This window comes from Rhodanobacter sp. UC4448_H15, assembly GCF_052978265.1.
Genome location: NZ_CM129665.1, coordinates 1,269,754 through 1,287,234, shown reverse-complemented (window position 1 = coordinate 1,287,234; position 17,481 = coordinate 1,269,754). Strand labels below are relative to the sequence as shown.

Annotated in this window: 15 protein-coding genes; 10 read left to right on the top strand and 5 right to left on the bottom strand. The window is 67.8% G+C overall.

The window, feature by feature from the left end; all coding sequences use genetic code 11:
* The first annotated feature begins 345 nt into the window (after nt 1–345).
* From ACVCMI_RS05680 to ACVCMI_RS05670, 3 genes are all read left to right on the top strand, one after another.
* Entirely contained in the window at nt 346–1,167 is an 822-nt protein-coding gene (locus tag ACVCMI_RS05680; RefSeq protein WP_447097104.1) for a phytanoyl-CoA dioxygenase family protein, read from the top strand.
* 71 nt (nt 1,168–1,238) lie between these two features.
* Nucleotides 1,239–2,837, top strand: a complete 1,599-nt coding sequence (locus ACVCMI_RS05675) for an alpha-amylase family glycosyl hydrolase (RefSeq protein WP_447097105.1) — start codon at nt 1,239–1,241, stop codon at nt 2,835–2,837.
* A 481-nt stretch (nt 2,838–3,318) separates the two neighbouring features.
* Nucleotides 3,319–4,185 (top strand): AraC family transcriptional regulator, encoded by an 867-nt coding sequence (locus ACVCMI_RS05670; RefSeq protein WP_447097106.1) that lies wholly within the window; start codon nt 3,319–3,321, stop codon nt 4,183–4,185.
* 36 nt (nt 4,186–4,221) lie between these two features.
* Here the strand turns inward: ACVCMI_RS05670 and ACVCMI_RS05665 are convergent, their stop codons facing one another.
* The 4 genes from ACVCMI_RS05665 to ACVCMI_RS05650 form a co-directional block, all read right to left on the bottom strand.
* Nucleotides 4,222–4,809, bottom strand: a complete 588-nt coding sequence (locus tag ACVCMI_RS05665) for a peroxiredoxin (protein WP_447097107.1) — start codon at nt 4,807–4,809, stop codon at nt 4,222–4,224.
* 239 nt (nt 4,810–5,048) lie between these two features.
* Nucleotides 5,049–5,555: a single-stranded DNA-binding protein gene (ssb, locus tag ACVCMI_RS05660; protein ID WP_447097108.1), complete on the bottom strand. Its 507-nt coding sequence runs from the start codon at nt 5,553–5,555 to the stop codon at nt 5,049–5,051.
* A gap of 163 nt (nt 5,556–5,718) precedes the next feature.
* A complete protein-coding gene (locus tag ACVCMI_RS05655) occupies nt 5,719–6,705 on the bottom strand; it encodes a DedA family protein/thiosulfate sulfurtransferase GlpE (protein ID WP_447097109.1) in 987 nt (328 codons plus the stop codon).
* Nucleotides 6,706–6,853: 148 nt separating this feature from the next.
* Nucleotides 6,854–8,056: an MFS transporter gene (locus ACVCMI_RS05650; protein ID WP_447097110.1), complete on the bottom strand. Its 1,203-nt coding sequence runs from the start codon at nt 8,054–8,056 to the stop codon at nt 6,854–6,856.
* 132 nt (nt 8,057–8,188) lie between these two features.
* Between ACVCMI_RS05650 and ACVCMI_RS05645 the strand changes: the two genes are divergently transcribed.
* The 5 genes from ACVCMI_RS05645 (at nt 8,189) to ACVCMI_RS05625 (ending at nt 12,475) form a co-directional block, all read left to right on the top strand.
* Nucleotides 8,189–9,190 carry a polyprenyl synthetase family protein gene (locus ACVCMI_RS05645; RefSeq protein WP_447097111.1) on the top strand — a complete coding sequence of 334 codons (1,002 nt, stop codon included), beginning with the start codon at nt 8,189–8,191 and terminating at the stop codon, nt 9,188–9,190.
* Nucleotides 9,191–9,373: 183 nt separating this feature from the next.
* Nucleotides 9,374–9,985, top strand: a complete 612-nt coding sequence (locus ACVCMI_RS05640; protein WP_447097112.1) for a YceI family protein — start codon at nt 9,374–9,376, stop codon at nt 9,983–9,985.
* Nucleotides 9,982–10,560: a cytochrome b gene (locus ACVCMI_RS05635; protein WP_447097113.1), complete on the top strand. Its 579-nt coding sequence runs from the start codon at nt 9,982–9,984 to the stop codon at nt 10,558–10,560. Before ACVCMI_RS05640 ends, ACVCMI_RS05635 begins: the two co-directional genes overlap by 4 nt.
* On the top strand, nt 10,557–11,105 hold the full coding sequence (locus ACVCMI_RS05630) for a YceI family protein (protein WP_447097114.1): 549 nt from the start codon (nt 10,557–10,559) through the stop codon (nt 11,103–11,105). The genes ACVCMI_RS05635 and ACVCMI_RS05630 overlap by 4 nt, the downstream gene beginning before the upstream one ends.
* 8 nt (nt 11,106–11,113) lie before the next feature.
* On the top strand, nt 11,114–12,475 hold the full coding sequence (locus ACVCMI_RS05625) for a DUF697 domain-containing protein (RefSeq protein WP_447097115.1): 1,362 nt from the start codon (nt 11,114–11,116) through the stop codon (nt 12,473–12,475).
* 101 nt (nt 12,476–12,576) lie between these two features.
* Here ACVCMI_RS05625 and ACVCMI_RS05620 read toward each other — a convergent pair whose 3' ends face one another.
* Complete coding sequence (locus ACVCMI_RS05620) at nt 12,577–12,810, bottom strand: glutaredoxin family protein (protein ID WP_447097116.1); 234 nt, start codon at nt 12,808–12,810, stop codon at nt 12,577–12,579.
* Nucleotides 12,811–12,877: 67 nt separating this feature from the next.
* On the opposite strand from ACVCMI_RS05620, the gene ACVCMI_RS05615 reads away from it, so the two are divergent.
* Together ACVCMI_RS05615 and ACVCMI_RS05610 are read left to right on the top strand one after the other, a co-directional pair.
* Nucleotides 12,878–14,260, top strand: a complete 1,383-nt coding sequence (locus ACVCMI_RS05615; RefSeq protein ID WP_395116636.1) for an L-serine ammonia-lyase — start codon at nt 12,878–12,880, stop codon at nt 14,258–14,260.
* A gap of 122 nt (nt 14,261–14,382) precedes the next feature.
* A complete protein-coding gene (locus ACVCMI_RS05610; protein WP_447097117.1) occupies nt 14,383–17,478 on the top strand; it encodes a type I restriction endonuclease subunit R in 3,096 nt (1,031 codons plus the stop codon).
* Nucleotides 17,479–17,481: the final 3 nt, after the last annotated feature.

Sequence of the window (17,481 nt, the reverse complement as noted above, 5' to 3'; positions counted from 1 at the left end):
GTGTTGGAGGCAGCTTTCTCTGTGGCAGCCACGGATTGCCCCTGACGCCATTTCCGGTTTTGTAGGTGGCTCGACATAGTGTCTCGATCCGGTTCACGATCGTCCAATGACACCGGCTTCGATCCGCTGGTCAGGCATTTGGCGGTTGAGTCACCAATCGCATACGGGAACAGCCGATAGCTTCAGCCGCAGGCAGCCTGGCCCACAAGGTCATGAATCCGACAGTCCTAGGGACCAATTGGACAAGCAGCGCCGATGTTCACGGCGTTCCCGATTCCTACCATGGCGCAAGTCAAGCAAACCCACGATTACGGGTCTGCTTGCACGACACGACAGGAATCCGACATGGCCATAGACCTCGACCGCCCCTACCCGCTCACGGCGCAGCAGATCGCCGACTATCGGCGTGACGGCTTCATCAGGCTCAAGCAGGTGTTCAATGCCGCGGAGCTGGCGCATTACGGCGCGGAGATCACGCGCCTCACCATTGCGCTGAACACGCAGACCAGGCCGCTGGAGGAGCGCAGCACCTATGACCGCGCGTTCCTGCAGGTGATGAACCTGTGGTGCGAGAGCGAGACGGTGCGCGAGTTCGTGTTCGGCAAGCGCCTCGCCGGTCTTGCCGCCGCGCTGATGGATGTGGATGGCGTGCGGCTGTACCACGACCAGTCGCTGTACAAGGAGCCGGCCGGCGGGATCACGCCGGCGCATGCCGACCAGTATTACTGGCCGCTGGCCAGCAACCGCACCATCACCGCCTGGGTGCCGCTGCAGGCGGTGCCGCAGGACATGGGGCCGCTGGCGTTCTTCGCCGGCAGCCAGCACGTGGAGTTCGGTCGCGACCTGGGCATCTCGGACGAGAGCGAGCACGCGATCACCGCCAACATGGAGGCGCACGGCTTTCGCGTGGTGGACGAACCGTTCGATCTCGGCGAGGTGAGCTTCCACTCCGGCTGGACCTTCCACCGCGCCGGCCCCAACCGCTCCACGCGGCCGCGCGCGGTGATGACGGTGATCTACATGGATCGCGACATGCGCCTGAAGGCGCCGGACAACCCCATGCAGCAGACCGACCGGGAACGCTGGTGCACGGGCGCGGTGATCGGCGAGGTCATCGACACGCCGGGGAATCCCATATTGTTCGAGGCCAAGGTGGCCACCGCGTGACGGCCGACGTACTCCGAGGCAGCGGCTTCCGGCGCGAGCGGCAACGTGCTGTCCACCACCGGAGACGATCCATGAACCTCGCGCGCTCGCTCATCGCCATCCTTGCCGTCGCCGTGCTCGCCGGCATGGCTTCGCCGACGGCGCGCGCCGCCGCACCGGCAGCCGTCCAGCCGCAGGGCCAGGTGTTCTACCAGATCTTCTTCCGCAGCTTTCGCGATTCCGACGGCGATCGCATCGGCGACCTCAAGGGGCTGACCGCGAAGCTCGGCTACATCAGGCAACTCGGTGCCACCACCGTGCTGCTCACGCCGCTGCAGCCCTCGCCGTACTACCACAACTATTTCGCCACCGCGTTCAAGGCGATCGACCCGGCCTACGGCACGCTGGACGACTACTTCGCCTTCGTCCGCGCCGCGCATGCGCAGGGCCTCAAGGTCTACCTCGACCAGGAGTTCCAGTACGTCGCCGAGGGCCACCCGTGGTGGCGCGACTCGATCTGCAAGCCGCACGCGAAGCATGCCGATTACCTGCTGTGGAAGGACAAGCAGCACTGCGTGGCCGAGCCCTTCCTCGGCAAGGCGAAGTGGGCCGGCTACGACGGCCGCGACATCGGCATCGCGATGGTGAACCTCGAAAACCCCGCGGTGCGCGACTACTTCCGCGACCTGCTGCTGTACTGGGCCGACCCGCACGGCGACGGCAGCGGCCGCGACGGCGTGGACGGCTTCCGCATCGACCACATGATGGACGACCTCGACCACAAGGGCCTGGACACGAACCTGTTCGACGGCTTCTGGACGCCGATCTTCCACGCGCTGAAAACGCGCCGGCCTGAGCTGCGCATCCTCGCCGAACAGGCCGACTGGGGCTACGGCGGTAAATGGCTGCGCAACGGCCACGCCGACATGGTGTTCGCCTTCCCGCTGCGCGGCGCGCTGGTGTCGCTGGACAAGGCGACCATCGTGGAGAACATCCGCGCCACCGACGCCGCCACGCCGCCAGGCAAGCGCCAGCTGGTTTTCCTGGAGAACCACGACACCGACCGCTACATGTCCGAGGTGCACGGCGATCCGGCGAAGGCGCGTGCCGGCGCTGCCATCGCGCTGATGCTCAAGGGCGACCCGCTGATCTACTACGGGCAGGAACTGGGCATGCGCGGCGTGCAGCCGAAGAACTTCGGCAAGTCCGGCGGCATCCCGCTCACCGACGCGGTGGGCATCCCGGTGCGCGAGGCGTTCCGCTGGGACGCGAACCTGGAAGCCCCGGGCTCGGCCATCTGGTACCGCGGCGACCAGTGGTTCTGGAAGGACCGCTTCAACCGCTCCCACGACGGTGTCTCGCTGCGCGAAGAACAGGCACGGCCGGATTCGCTCTACCACTGGTACAAGCAGCTGCTCGCGCTGCGCCATGCGCGAGCGGAAATCTCCGCGGGCAGCCAGCGCATCCTGTGCGACGACGACAGTGCGGTGCTGTGCATCCTGCGCGGGGAAGGCACGCAGCGGACGTTGCTGCTGGTGAACCTGGGCAAGGTCGACGCAAAGCCGCGACTCGATCCTGGGCTCCTCGCCGGCAGCACCTGGGGCGACCTGCTGGACCACGGCGCGCCCGCCTCGCCCGGCGCCACCCTGCATCCGATGCAGGTGCGCATCGTGGGTACGCCCGCGCGCTGAGAACTCTCGCCACCGTTCACCCTGGGCGCAGGCCGGAAGGACGAAGTCGAAGGGTCCACCAGCAGCGAGACGTTTCGACTTCGCCCGCTGCGCGGGCTACGCTCAACCCGAACGGTGGACGAGAGCCCGCCCCTCTTGCCCGGCCCCGACAACCCTTCCCGCCGTCATCCCCGCGCAAGCGGGGATCCAGCGTCTTTTCGTCCGACTGGAAAGCTGGAGTCACTGGATTCCCGCTTGCGCGGGAATGACGACTCTTGAGTATTAGCCTTGAGTGAGTGCCATTCGCCTCCGACACCGTTCACCCAGAGCGTAGGCCTGGAAGGCCGGAGTTGAAGGGCTCCCAGAAGCCATGGGCCGGACATATTTTCGCTGCACATCCGAAGTGCGATTCCGGCCTTCGCCGGAATGACGACTTGAGAGTTCGGCGTGCACGACGGCGCAAGCCCACGCGACGCCCCAGCCGATGGGCGACAATCCTCCCATGGCGCTGCCCCATCTCGACCGTCCCATCTGCGAACCCGTCGAACTGCCGCCGGGTGCGCCGCTGCGCGTCGAGCGCGTGCGCCAGGATGCGAGGGCCGCGGCCAGCGAGCCGTTCGTGCACTTCCACGACGTGCACGAGCTGGTGCTGTTCGGTCGCGTGGCGGGCCATTTCGATGTCGAGGATCGTCGCTACGCGCTGATGCCCGGCTGCATCGCCTTCATTCCCTCGATGCACCAGCACGATTTCGCGCTGGACGCCGGGCCGCGCGACTGGGTGCTGCTGCAGATCGAGGCGGCCGCCGGGGAATCGCTGGCGCGCCTGGCCGAACTGGAGCGGCTGCGCAAACCGTTCTGCGCCAGGCCCGGCCGGACCCTCGGCCGCCGCCTGCAGCAGCTCGCCGACTGGCTGGCCGGGCTCGATGCACGCGATCCCCTGGCCCTGCCGCTGGCCGAACTGCTGCTGCGCGCGGCGGCACTTGCACCGCCGGTCGCCGCCGAGAAATTTGCCATCGACATGCGCGGCCTGCAGCGCCTGCGCCCGGCCATCGACCGCCTGCGCCGTCGCCCCGCGGATGCCCCCGGCGCGGAACAGGCCGCGGTGCTGTGCGCGATGTCGGCCGCCTATTTCAGCCGGCGCTTCAAGCAGCAGGTCGGCATGAGTTGGAGCGACTACGTGCGCACGCACCGCCTGCACCTGGCCAGCCGGCGCCTGCTGGAAACGCCGCAGAGCATCGCCGCCATCGCGGCAGGCCTGGGCTTCGCCACGCCCTCTCACTTCGGCGAGCTGTTCCTGCACCGCTACGGCATGACGCCCGGCGAATACCGGCGCGCAGGGCGCAGGCGAACCGCCACGCCGCGCGATTGAACCCGCGCCGGAGCGGCCGCCACCCCGGTCAGGTGTTCAGGGCGCCTTGCCGGCCCGCAGCCGCTGCACGATCGCCAGCGACTTCTTTACGTGCTCGTCCGGGCGCAGGTGGTCGGTTTCGGAAGAGAAGGTGGCGACGATCTTGCCGTCGCCGGCGATCACGAACGTGGTGCGCGGGATGAACGCATGGTCGATGGCCACGCCGCGCACGTCCTTCATGCCCGGGCGAGCCTTAATCGCCTCCAGGCCGTAGGAAAGCGCGATCTTGACCTCGGCATCCGAGGCGACGGGGAACTTGCCCGCGCAGTACTTCGGGTCCGCCGAAAACTCGTCCAGCCGTTCGATGCTGTCGGCCGACACGCCGATGATGGTCGCACCGGCGGCATCGAACTTGTCGCGGTTGACCGCGAAGGTATGCGCTTCCAGATCGCAGCCGTCGGTATAGGCCGACGGGTAGAAGTACACCACCACCGGCCCCTTCCCGAGCGCGTCGGCCAGCGAGAAGGTGAACTGCTTGCCGGCCTGGCTGGCCTGGGCGGTGAAGGTGGGCGCGGTGGTGCCGGGCGCGAGTGCGGCGGCCACCGACGCCGACGAAGCCAGCGCCAGCAGCGCAACCAATGCCATGGATCCTGCAAAACGCATTTTCATTGCCGTGACCCTCGTGAGGGAGCATCGCACCGGCCTGGAACGCCAGGCCGACCGTGCCCGTTGGACGGAGAAACGTGAAACCGGGAAACCCCAGCTTACTTCGCCTGCGCCACAAGGGGGTTACCTCCGGCGCGGTCGTGGCTCGCGCACCCTTCACGAAAACAGCCCGCCGAAGGGCGGGCTGTCGGGAAACACGGTCGCCGTCGGCGTGAGTGCTAGAACGGGATCTCGTCGTCGGTGAAACCGTTGTCGGCCGGAGCCGGCGAGGATGGGCGCGAGGAGCCGCGGTCGTCGCTGCCACGGGACTGGCCGCCATAGCTGCCGCCGCCCTGGCGCTGGCCGCCCTGCGGACGCTCGCGCTGGTAGCCGCCGCCACCGCCGCCTTCATTGCTGCCGAGCATCTGCATCTCGTTGGCGATGATGTCGGTGAAATACTTTTCCACGCCATCCTTGCCGGTGAACTTGTCGGTGCGGATGGAGCCTTCAATATAGACTTGGCGGCCCTTTTTCAGGTACTCGCCGGCGATCTCGCCGAGGCGGCCGAAGATCTTGATGCGGTGCCACTCGGTGCGTTCCTGCTTTTCGCCGCTCTGCTTGTCGGTCCACGACTCGGAGGTGGCCAGGCTGAAGCTGCATACGGTAGTACCGCTGCCGGTGCTGCGTACCTCGGGGTCCGAGCCCAGGTTGCCGATCAGGATGACTTTGTTGACGCCACGTGCCATGGATGTGTCCTCGGTTGAGCCGGTCGCAAATTCTGCGAGGGGTTGCGACCGGAGTGGTGAAACTGGCTGGCTATCATAACCGCGAGAGGGGCTCAGTCCAGCGGCCGGGAGCGGAAACGAGCGTGGGTATCGGCCCGGTCTGCCGTGCGTACCTGTCGACGCCTCAGGCCAGCGTACCTGCCGCCTGCCGGTCCACCGCATCGCCCGCGACCGGCACGTGTTCGACGCCGTAGCCGGCGGCGTCCCATGCCTCCAGTCCGCCGAGCAGCGGCCGCACCCGGCGGTAACCCTGGGCGATCAGTACCTTTGCCGCGCGCGCGGCGGATACCTCGTTCGGGCAGTTGCAGTAGAGCACCAGCTCGCGGTCGAGCGGGATGTCGTGGACGGTGCGATCGATGCCTTGCGCATCGACCAGCAGCGCGCCGGGCACGACGCGGGTGTCGAGCTGGCGCGAGGCCTCGGGCCGCACGTCGACCACCACCGGGGCGCGCTCGGTACGCATCGCCTGGTGCAATTCGTCGACCGTGATGCGCGCCATCCGCAATGTGTGCAGCAGCCGGCGCCGTTGCCACCAGCGCGCCAGCACGTACAGGACCAGCAGCGCCAGCAGCAGCTGGATCGCCAGCGTGCCGGCGCTGGCGACAGCGGACAGCACGCGGTCGACGCTCGCGGCAAAGGTGTAGCCCAGCCCGGTCCACAGCGCGGCCCACAGCAGCGACCCCAGCCCGTCGAACAGCATGAACGCAGGCCAGCGCAGCCTCATCGCACCCACCAGCGACGACCCCACGGTCGACAGCCCCGGCACGAACTTGGCGACCAGCAACACCTGCCCGCGCCAGCGCTGGAAACGCAGTTCCGAGCGTTGCACGCAGGAGTCCGGCGACAGCGAGATGCGGCACAGCAGGCGCATCACCCCGGCACCGTAGCGCCGGCCGGCGACGTACCAGAACGAATCGCCGAGCAGGCAGCCCGCCACCACCGCGGCCATCGTGCCGGCCAGCGCCAGCGGCCCGCCGGCGGCCGCCAGCGAACCGGCCACCACCAGCGTGGGCACGGCCGGCAGCGGCGCGCCCAACTGGGTCACCAGCACGTTGAGGAATACCAGCAGCACGCCGTACTGCGCCATCAGCGCGATGATTTCGTGAGCCATCGGAGCCGTACTCGATGCAGCGAAGCCGCCGAGTCCCCATCATTGGCCCGCCCATCGGCGAATGCAAACCCCGGCGCGAGTCCATCGCGTAGGGCGGGCACCGCCCGCCGTTTGCCGGATCACGAAGAGCTGGCGGGCGGTGCCCGCTCTACGCGATCTGGGCTTCGCCGGCGGCCTGGCGACCGATCCGGCGCGAGCCGACGATCACCAGCGGCAACCACAGCAAGGTGAACGCGGCGGCGCAGGCAAACACGCCATCCGGGCCGAGCCGCCCCAGTGCAATGCCGCCGAGCGCGCCGCCGACGAAGGCGCCGATGAACTGGCTGGTCGAATACGCGCCCATCGCCGCGCCGCGCAGATGCCCCGGCGCCAGCCGCGAGACCAGGCTGGGCAGCGCGGCCTCCAGCAGGTTGAAGGCGGAGAAGAACACCGCCGCGGCCACGCCGAACGCGGCCAGGTGGCTGCCGGACAGCGCAAAGCCGAGCAGCGCCAGCCCGATCGCCACCACGCAGACCGTCACGATGCGCAGGCTCTGCGCCACCTCGCGCATGTGGTGCAGGCTCGCGCCCATCACGAACGCGGCGACCGTCATCACCGGCAGGTACAGCTCCCAGTGCCGGTTCACCGGCAGGTGCAAGGTGTTCGCCAGCAGCAGCGGCAGGCCGACGAAGCTGGCGGTGAGCAGCGCGTGCAGGAAGAACACCGAACCGTTCAACACCAGCATGCGGCCGTCGCGCAGCATGGCCAGCACGGCCCCGAAACCCGCCGCCGCCGGCGCCTGGGCGCGCGCCGGCGTGGGCACGATCAGCCACAGCAGCGCCAGCGAAACCAGCGCCAGGATCGAGGTGGCGGCGAACAGCCCGGGCAAGCCGGCGACCGCCTCCAGCGGCGGCCCCAGGATCAGCGCCAGCAGGAACGCCAGGCCGATCGACACGCCGATGATGCCCATCGCCTTGCCGCGGTTTTCCTCGGCGGTGAGGTCCGCCGCCAGCGCGATGCCGGCGCCGGCCACCGCGCCCATGCCCTGCACCGCGCGGCCGACCACGATGCCGGCCAGCGTATGCGACATGGCCGCGATCAGTCCGCCGATGGCGAACAGGATCAAGCCGATGGTGATCGCCGGCTTGCGCCCGATCCGGTCCGACAGCAGCCCCAGCGGAATCTGCAGCAGCACCTGGCCGATGCCGTAGACGCCCAGCGCCAGGCCGATCATGAAGCCGGTCGCGTCGGGCATCGCTTTCGCGTACAGCGAAAACACCGGCATGATCAGGAACAGCCCGAACAGGCGCAGGCTGATCACGCAGGCCAGCGTCAACGCACTGCGTCGTTCGAGGCTGGAGAGTTTGCTCACCGGGAAAGAGGTGTCGGGACGGGCATGGCCCGCATTATAGGGGCGAGTCCCGCGCTGCCGTTTGCGGCGACATGTCGCGGCGCAAGTTCCTGCAGACCCTATAATCGCGCCTTACGCCGCTGCGATGCACCCATGAATTCGATGCCTGCCGACGCCAACCGCCCCGCCGACTTCGCCCAGGTGCGCGACCTCGCCGCCGCCGACATGCAGCGCGTCGACGCACTGATTCGCCGCCGGCTGTCCTCCGATGTGGTGCTGATCAACCAGATCGCCGACCACATCATCGCCTCCGGCGGCAAGCGGCTGCGCCCGATGCTGCACGTGCTGGCCGCCGGTGCCGCCGGCTACCGCGGCGAGCACCACATCAAGCTCGCCGCGATCATCGAGTTCATCCACACCTCCACCCTGCTGCACGACGACGTGGTCGACGAGTCCGACCTGCGTCGCGGCCGCAAGACCGCCAACGCGCTGTGGGGCAACGCCGCCAGCGTGCTGGTCGGCGACTTCCTCTACTCGCGCTCGTTCCAGCTGATGGTGGAACTGGACGACATGCGCATCATGCGCATCCTCGCCGACACCACCAACACCATCGCCGAAGGCGAAGTGCTGCAGCTGCTCAACATCGGCAACGCCGACGTCAGCGAGGCGGCCTATCTCGCCGTGATCGAACGCAAGACCGCCGTGCTGTTCGCCGCCGCCACCGAACTGGGCGGCATCCTCGGCGGCCTGCCCGAGGACCAGGTGGCCGCGCTGCGCCACTACGGCATGGAACTGGGCTACGCGTTCCAGATCGCCGACGACCTGCTCGACTACACCAGCGACGCCGGCACTCTGGGCAAGAACATCGGCGACGACCTCGCCGAGGGCAAGCCGACCCTGCCGCTGATCTATGCGCTGGAGAGAGCCAGCCCGGAACAGGCGCAGTCGCTGCGCCACGCGATCGAACACGGCGGACTCGACTCGCTGGAACGCATCATCGCCTCGATCCGCGACTCCGGCGCCCTGGAACGCACCGGCGACCGCGCCCTGCGCCACGCCCGCGCTGCGCGCGAGGCCCTCGCCACCCTGCCGCCTTCGGCGCATCGCGACGCACTGGCCACGCTGGCCGACTACTCGGTGCAGCGCACGTTCTGAACGTTTTGCCCTTGGCGCGGACGTGGCCGTCCGCGCGTATGTGCAGGAGCGGGCGAGCAAAAGCCCAAGCTCAAAAGGGAGCAGAGGTCGAGATCAACCGCTCCTCATTGAATCAACCACGGAAACCCACCGTTCAGCCCCCGGCGCTGGCAGTCGGGCCGTCGATCGGCCAGACTTCGGCGCATGTTCCGTCTGCCTCCAACCCGCTGGCTGTGGAGTCTCGCGGCAATGCTGTTGCCGCTGGCAGCGGCGCATGCGGCCGAGAACACCTGGCGCTACGACACCGTGCACAGCCAGATCGTCTTCAGCATCAGCCACAACGGCTACTCGCGGCCGTTCGGGCGGCTGCACATCGCGCGTGGCTGGTTGCGCTTCGACCCCGATGACTGGAGCACGGCGGCGACCGAACTGGACATCGACCTGGCCAGCCTCGACATGGGCGACGCCGACTGGAACAAGGCCGTATGCAAGCCGGCGCTGCTCGACTGCACCACGCATCGCTACGCGCACTTCCGCAGCACCGGCGTGACGGGCAACGACGAGCACCACGGCGTGCTGCACGGCGAGCTGACCCTGCGCGGCGTCACCCGCCCGGTGGACCTGGCCTTCACTTTCAACCGCGCCGCCCGGACCATCTACGAACTGCACGAGGTGGCCGGTTTCTCGGCCACGACCAGCCTGGATCGCAACGACTTCGGCATCACCGCCTTCCCCAACTCCATCGGCGCCCATGTCAGCGTGTGGCTGGAGCTGGAAGCCGCCCGCGAGCAACCGTCGACCAAGGATCAGCCATGAGCCTGCGCAACAACGATCGTCAATGGGGCGCGGTCAGCAAGTTCTTCCATTGGGTCATCGCGCTGGCGATCATCGGCAACGGCATCTTCGGCCTGATGATGGACCTGGCCGGCTCGCCGATGCGCAAGCTCAACTGGCTGGCGCTGCACAAGTCGATCGGACTCACCGTGCTGGCGCTGGTGCTGTTGCGCATCGTGTGGCGCGCCTTCGACCGCCGCCCGCCGGACGAACCGATGCCGCGCTGGCAGGCGCTGGCGGCGCACGCGATGCATGCCGTGCTGTACGTGGTGATCCTGGCAATCCCGCTCAGCGGCTGGTGGTTCAACTCGGTCACCGGCAAGCCGCTGCAATGGTTCAAGCAGTTCAACCTGCCGGCGCTGGCGGAAAAGAACGATGCGCTGCGCCACTTCGCGCACGGCGTTCACGAGTACCTGTTCTGGTTTCTCGTCCTGCTGCTGCTGGCCCACGTCGGCGGCGCGCTGAAGCATCATGTGTTCGACCAGGACAACGTGCTGCGCCGGATGCTTCCGTTCGGCCGACTGCGCGCGAACCCGCCCGAAGGAGACCGCCGATGAAACGCCTCGCCACTCTTCTGCTTGCCCTCGCCCTGCCCGGCCTGGCCGCCGCGGCGGACTACACCGTGCAGCCGGCGTCGAGCACGCTCGGCTTCAGCAGCACCTTCCAGGGCGAAACGTTCCAGGGCCATTTCGGCCAGTGGAGCGCCGCGATCAGCTACGACCCGGCCAACCTGGCCGCATCGAAATTCGACGTGACCGTGCACACGGCCAGCGTGCAGACCGGCGACAGCGACCGCGATTCGGCGCTACCCGGCGAGGCGTTTTTCGACGTGGCGAAGTATCCCGATGCCCATTTCGTCACCACCGGCTTCCGCAAGAGCGGCAACCAGGTAGTCGCCGACGGCACGCTCACCTTGCGCGGCGTGAGCAAGCCGGTGAGCCTGCAGGTGAACTTCGCTCCGCACGGGAGCGGCGCCACGCTGGACGTGAGCGGCACGGTGCAGCGGCTTGATTTCGGCGTGGGCTCGGGCGAGTACGCCGACACCTCGGTGATCGGTGCCGAGGTGAAGATCACCGCGCACCTGCAGTTGGCCGCGAAGTAGACCCCTCGATGAGCGACGCGTCCTGGTGGCGGCGCCTGCGCAGCCGGCTCCGGCACGAACCGGCGCGCGGGACCGCACCCACCGCACGCGTCGATGACGGTTCCAGCCGCGTCGCCGACAGCCTGCGCAGCCTGCTCGACGACCCGGCGATCCCGCCTTCGGTGCGCAGCGAGCTGGCCGGCGAATTCCGCCGCATCGAAAGCATGCTGGCCCGGCTCGAACGCGGCGAGCTGCACGTGGCGGTGTTCGGTCGCGTCTCCGCCGGCAAGTCGGCGCTGGGCAACGCCCTGCTCGGGCGCGAGGCGTTCCGCGTCGGCGTCCTGCACGGCACCACCACGGACGCCGAACACGCCGTGCTCGACGAGGCGCAGCACGACGGCCTGGTGCTGATCGACACGCCCGGTATCAACGAGCTCGACGGCGAGGCGCGCGAGAAGCTGGCTTTCGACGTCGCCGAGGTCAGCGACCTGGTGATCTTCGTCTGCGACGGCGACCTCACCCGCGAGGAACTCGACGCGCTGAAGACGCTGGCCGCCACCCAGCGTCCGCTGCTGCTGGCGCTGAACAAGGCCGATCGCTACGGCGCCGACGAACGCGACGGCCTGCTCGACCACCTGCGCCAGCGCACCGCCGGCCTCGTCCGCACCGAGGACGTGCTGGCCGTCGCCGCGCACCCGACCCCGCAGCGTGTGGTGGAAGTCGACGCGCGCGGCCAGGAGCACGTCCACGAACAACCCCGCGTGGCGGATGTCGCGGTGCTGCGCGAACGCCTGCTGGCGATCGCCGCACGCGAAGGCAAGGCGCTCTCGGCGATCAATGCCGGCCTCTACGCCGGCCGCCTCACCGACCAGGTCAGCGCGCGCATCGCGCAGACCCGCAAGGCCGTGGCGGCGAAACTGATCCACAACTACTGCATCGCCAAGGGCGTCGCCGTGGCGCTCAACCCGATCCCGGTGGCCGACCTGCTCGCCGCCGCCGGGCTGGACGCGGCGATGGTGGTGCAGCTCTCGCGCATCTACGGCCTGCCGCTGACCCGCGCCGAGTCCGGCCGGCTGGTGGCGGTGATCTCGGCGCAGCTGGCCGCACTGATGGGCGCGATCTGGGGCATGCAGCTGGTCGCTTCCGCACTGAAGGGCATCAGCGCCGGCCTCTCCGTGGTGGTCACCGCCGCCGCGCAGGGCGCGCTGGGCTGGTATGCCACCGTGCTGATCGGCCGCGCCGCCGAACGCTACCTGGTCGGCGGCAAGTCCTGGGGCGAAGCCGGCGCCAAGCGCGCCGTCGCCGATGTCGTCGCCAGCCTGGATCGCGATTCGATCCTGCGCGAGGCGCGCGAGGAAATCCTCAAGCGGTTGAAGTCACGCTCCCGCTGATCGCAACAACGGGGCACCCTACGGACCGCGTAGGGCGGGCACTGCCCGCCGCCCTTGCCCAACCTTGCACCCTGTCGAAAAGCCGGCGGGCGGTGCCCACCCTACGGCAGACCCAGGAACGCGCGCACTGCCGCGGCATCGAACGGCCAATCCAGCTCGCGCCCGTCGCGCGCATCGCGCAATACCGGCACGCGGGTGCCGTAGCGCTGCTCGAGCTCGGGCGAATCGTCCACCCACTCGCTGTCGAAATCCGGCGCGTGCGCCTCGGCCATCACGGCGAGGGCCTTGTCGCACAGGTGGCAGTAATCGCGCTGGTAGAGGATGAGGTCGGACATGCTGCTGCGAATGGATCGGGGCGCCGCGTAGAATAGCTGGTTCAATCCTTCACCTCGCAGCGCATCCATGGCCGTCAGCGTATTCGACCTGTTCAAGATCGGCATCGGTCCGTCCTCCTCGCACACGGTGGGCCCGATGCGCGCCGCCGCGCGCTTCGCCGAACGCTGGCTGGAGGAAAAGGGCGTGCTCGACCGCGTCGCCCGCGTGCGTGCCGAGCTGTACGGCTCGCTGGCGATGACCGGCCGCGGCCACGGCACCGACAAGGCGGTGCTGCTGGGCCTGGAAGGCCAGCACCCGGACACCGTCGATCCCGACCGGATCCCCGCCACGCTCGAACGCATCCGCGGCACCGGCCGCATCCTTCTGCTCGGCAAGCGCGAGATCGCGTTCGACGAAAAGGCCGACCTGGTCTTCAACAAGCGCCAGAAGCTGCCGTTCCACACCAACGGCATGCGTTTTTCCGCGTACGACGCCGACGGCAACGAGCTGGCCAGCCGCGACTACTACTCGGTCGGCGGCGGCTTCGTGGTCAACACCGACGAGGCGGCGGAGGATCGCATCGTCGCCGACACCACCGAGCAACCTTATGCCTTCACCACCGGCGACCAGATGCTGGCGCTGTGCAAGCAGCACGGGCTGACCATCGCGCAGTTGATGATGGCGAACGAAAGCGTGTGGCGCCCCGAGGCCGAGACCCGCGCCGGCCTGCTGACCATCTGGAAGGCCATGCAGGACTGCGTCACCCGCGGCCTGCGCTCGCCCGGCACCCTGCCCGGTGGCCTGAAGGTAGCGCGCCGCGCTCCGGCGATGCTCGAGGATCTGCGCAACCAGCCCGAAGCCGCACTGAAGGACCCGCTGACCATCCTCGACTGGGTGAACCTCTATGCGCTGGCGGTGAACGAGGAAAACGCCGCCGGCGGCCGCGTGGTCACCGCGCCCACCAACGGCGCCGCCGGCATCGTGCCCGCGGTCGGCCACTACTACCTGCGCTTCTGCCCGAAGGCGGACGACGAAGGCATCATCGAGTACCTGCTCACCGCCGCCGCCATCGGCATCCTGTACAAGGAAAACGCCTCGATCTCCGGCGCCGAAGTCGGCTGCCAGGGCGAAGTCGGCGTGGCCTGCTCGATGGCCGCCGGCGGCCTCACCGCCGCGCTCGGCGGCAACGTGATGCAGGTCGAGAACGCCGCTGAGATCGGCATGGAACACAACCTCGGCCTCACCTGCGACCCGATCGGCGGCCTGGTGCAGATCCCCTGCATCGAACGCAACGCGATGGGCTCGGTGAAAGCCATCAACGCCAGTCGCATGGCGCTGAAGAGCGACGGCAAGCACCGCGTCAGCCTCGACAAGGTCATCAAGACCATGCGCGACACCGGCCGCGACATGAAGGACAAGTACAAGGAAACCTCGCGCGGCGGCCTCGCAGTCAACGTCATCGAGTGCTGAGCACGGGGGGCGGAATTTGCGCCGATGAAAGCACCTGATGCATAAATGCGTCAGGGAGGCGCGCGCCGCGACGACGTCTCCGGCGATCTTTGCGACGATCCGCCCCAGGGCAGGGAGCGTTTTTGACCACGTTCAACGAAGATTCGCGAGTCAAGATCCCGGCCCTGCTGCATCTGTCGCGGCTGGGCTACGACTACCTGTCGCTGAAGCAGGCGCGTCGCGATGAGCGCAGCAATATTTTTCCGGAGATTCTCGAAGCAGCCCTGCTGCGCATCAACCCCGACCTGCATCGCCAGGACCTGTCCAGCCTGCTCGATGAAATCCGCCTGGACCTGCAGAACGAAGACCTCGGCAAGGCCTTCCACAAGCGCCTCACCGCACGCTCGGGCGTACGCCTGATCGACTTCGACAATCCCGACAACAACAGCTGGCATGCCGTCACCGAACTGCCGTTCGAGAACGGCGAGGACAACTTCCGCCCCGACATCACCCTGCTGGTCAACGGCCTGCCGCTGGCGATCATCGAGGTGAAGAAGCGCATGAATCCCGGCGGCGTGCTCGAAGAGCGCCGGCGCATGGATCGCCGCCACGCCAACCGCAAGTTCCGCCACTTCTTCAACCTGATCCAGTTGCAGGTGTTCTCCAACAACATGGAGTACGACGAGGCGGCCATCGATCCCGTGCAGGGCGCGTTCTACGCCGCATCCACCTATGGCGACGCGCACTTCAATTACTTCCGCGAAGAGCGTCAGGCCGAGCTTGCCGGCCTCATCGCGCCGCTGTCCGAAGCCACCGAAGACGCCATCCTCACCGACACCAACCTGGTCAGCATCAAGGGCGCGCCGGAGTTCGAGCGCAACAAGGCCGCCGACACGCCGACCCACCGTCTGCTCACCTCGCTGTTCAGTCGCCAGCGGCTCGCCTTCATCCTGCAATACGCCTTCGCCTGGCTGGACGAGGAAGAGGGCATCCAGAAGCACGTGATGCGCTACCCGCAGCTGTTCGCCACGCTGGCCATCGCCGAGCGCCTGGCGGCGGGCGTGCGCAAGGGCATCATCTGGCACACCCAGGGCAGCGGCAAGACTGCGCTGGCCTACTACAACGTGCGCTTCCTCACCGACTGGTTCCGGCAGACCGGGCAGGTGCCGCGCTTCTATTTCATCGTCGACCGGCTCGATCTGCTCAAGCAGGCGCGCGACGAATTCCGCCTGCGCGGCCTCACCGTGCACGTGATCGACAGCCGCGACGTGTTCGCCCGCGACATCAAACAGGGCGGAGCCGCCCGCAACGACCGGGGCGCGGCCGAGATCACCGTGGTCAACATCCAGAAGTTCAAGGACGACCCGGACGTCGCCGCCGCGCAGGATTACAACCTTGCCGTGCAGCGCGTGTATTTCCTCGACGAAGTGCACCGCAGCTACAACCCGAAAGGCAGCTTCCTCGCCAACCTGGAACAGTCTGATCGCAGCGCGATCAAGATCGGCCTCACCGGCACGCCGCTGATCGGCGAGCAGTTGCAGTCCAAGGCGCTGTTCGGCGACTACATCCACAAGTACTACTACAACGCTTCGATCGCCGATGGCTACACGCTGCGCCTGATCCGCGAGGAAATCGCCACCCGCTACAAGATGCAGCTGCAGCAGGCGCTAGCGCACATCGAAGTGCAACAGGGCGGCATCGAGCGCAAGGCGCTGTACGCCCACAAGCACTTCGTCGGCGCCATGCTCGACTACATCCTGCGTGACTTCGTGCAGTCCCGGATCACCTTCGGCGACGACAGCATCGGCGGCATGGTGATCTGCGACAGCGCCGAGCAGGCGCGCGAGCTGCACCGCCAGTTCCAGCAGCTCATGCAACGGGAGGCGCGGCCCAGCGTGGCCGAGGCGGCCAACGACGACGCCTACCGGCAGGGTCGCGTGGCCGAGGATGCCGCCCATTACGCCAGGCAGCCGCTCAGCGCCGCGCTGATCCTGCACGACGAGGGCGACAAGCAGTCGCGCGAAGACCAGGTCAAGGCCTACAAGAAGGGCCGGATCGACCTGCTGTTCGTCTACAACATGCTGCTCACCGGCTTCGACGCGCCGCGGCTCAAGAAGCTCTACTTCGGCCGCGTCATCAAGAACCACAACCTGCTGCAGGCGCTCACCCGGGTCAACCGCCGCTACGGCAAGTTCCGCTACGGTTACGTGGTGGATTTTGCCGACATCCAGGCCGAATTCGACAAGGCCAACCGCGACTACTACGACGAGCTCACCGCCGAACTGGGCGACGAGATCGAGCACTACAGCCAGCTGTTCATGAGCGAGGCCGAGATCCGCGCCAGCGTCGAGGCCATCCGCGAGGCGCTGTTCGCCTTTTCGCTGGACGACGCCGAGCTGTTCTCGCAGCAGGTCGGCCAGATCCATGACCGCCAGCAACTGCTCGCCATCGTCAAGGCGCTCACCCAGGCACGCGAGCTGTACAACCTGATCCGCCTCGGCGGCCACGGGGAACTCGCCGGCGTGCTCGATTTCCGCAAGCTGCGCCTTCTGCACATCGAAGCGCAGAACGCGCTGGCCGCGCTCAATCTCAAGCACCAACTGGAGCACGCCGACGACACCTCCGGCCTGCTCAACCAGGCGCTGGAGGACGTGATCTTCAAGTTCGAGAAAATCGGCGAGGCAGAACTGAAGCTGGCCGACGAGCTGAAGGACATCCTGCGCCGCACCCGCGAAACCCTGGCTTCCACCCAGGACCCGCAGGACCCGGCGTGGATCAGCCTCAAGGACGAGCTGGAGCGCCTGTTCAAGGCCAAGAAACTCAGCGAAGTGAGCCAGCAGGAGATGCAGGCGAACATCACTGCGCTGCGCGACATCGAACAGCACGCCCGCGCACTCAACCAGGCCAACGCCAACCTGGCCGCCCGCTACGGCGGCGACGGCAAGCTGATGCGCGTGCACAAGCGCCTGCTGGATTCGCACCGCCTGGGCGACAACCAGACCCGCCTGCACGCTGCGCTGGTCGGCATCAAGCGCGACATGGACGGCGCGGTGCTGGGCAACCGCGAACTGCTGGGCAACCCGGCGTTTTTCGAGCGCAGCGTGATGCCCATCGTGATGCGTCACTTCCAGGACAAGCCGCCCGAGCCGGATGCCGATACCCGCCGCCTGATCCAGCGGCTGCTGGTGGGCGAATACCTGGGCGAATCCCAAGGGCGCCTGCCGTTCGAGCGGGGATGAACC